1 protein-coding gene is annotated in these 270 nt (G+C 65.6%); it reads left to right on the top strand.

The features are described 5' to 3' along the window. A partial coding sequence (locus tag CH341_RS32590; protein WP_146604779.1) for a DUF1194 domain-containing protein occupies positions 1 to 270 on the top strand: 270 nt, incomplete at both ends.

Genomic DNA, 270 nt, shown 5'->3' on the forward strand with positions numbered 1-270 from the left:
CGCACCTCCATTTCCGGTGCGCTGGGATTTTCCTTCTCCGCCTTCGACGACAGCGGTTATGCGGGGCTGCGCCGGGTCATCGACGTGTCCGGCGACGGGCCCAACAACCAGGGCCTGCCGGTGACGGTGGAGCGCGACCGCCTCGTCTCTGAAGGCGTCATCATCAACGGCCTGCCGATCCTGCTGAAAGGCTCTGGCGGCCGCGGCTTCATGTCGATCCCGAACCTCGACGTCTATTACGAGGATTGCGTCATCGGCGGCACCGGCGCT

The sequence above is a fragment of the Rhodoplanes roseus genome (assembly GCF_003258865.1).
In the GTDB taxonomy this organism is placed as follows: domain Bacteria; phylum Pseudomonadota; class Alphaproteobacteria; order Rhizobiales; family Xanthobacteraceae; genus Rhodoplanes; species Rhodoplanes roseus.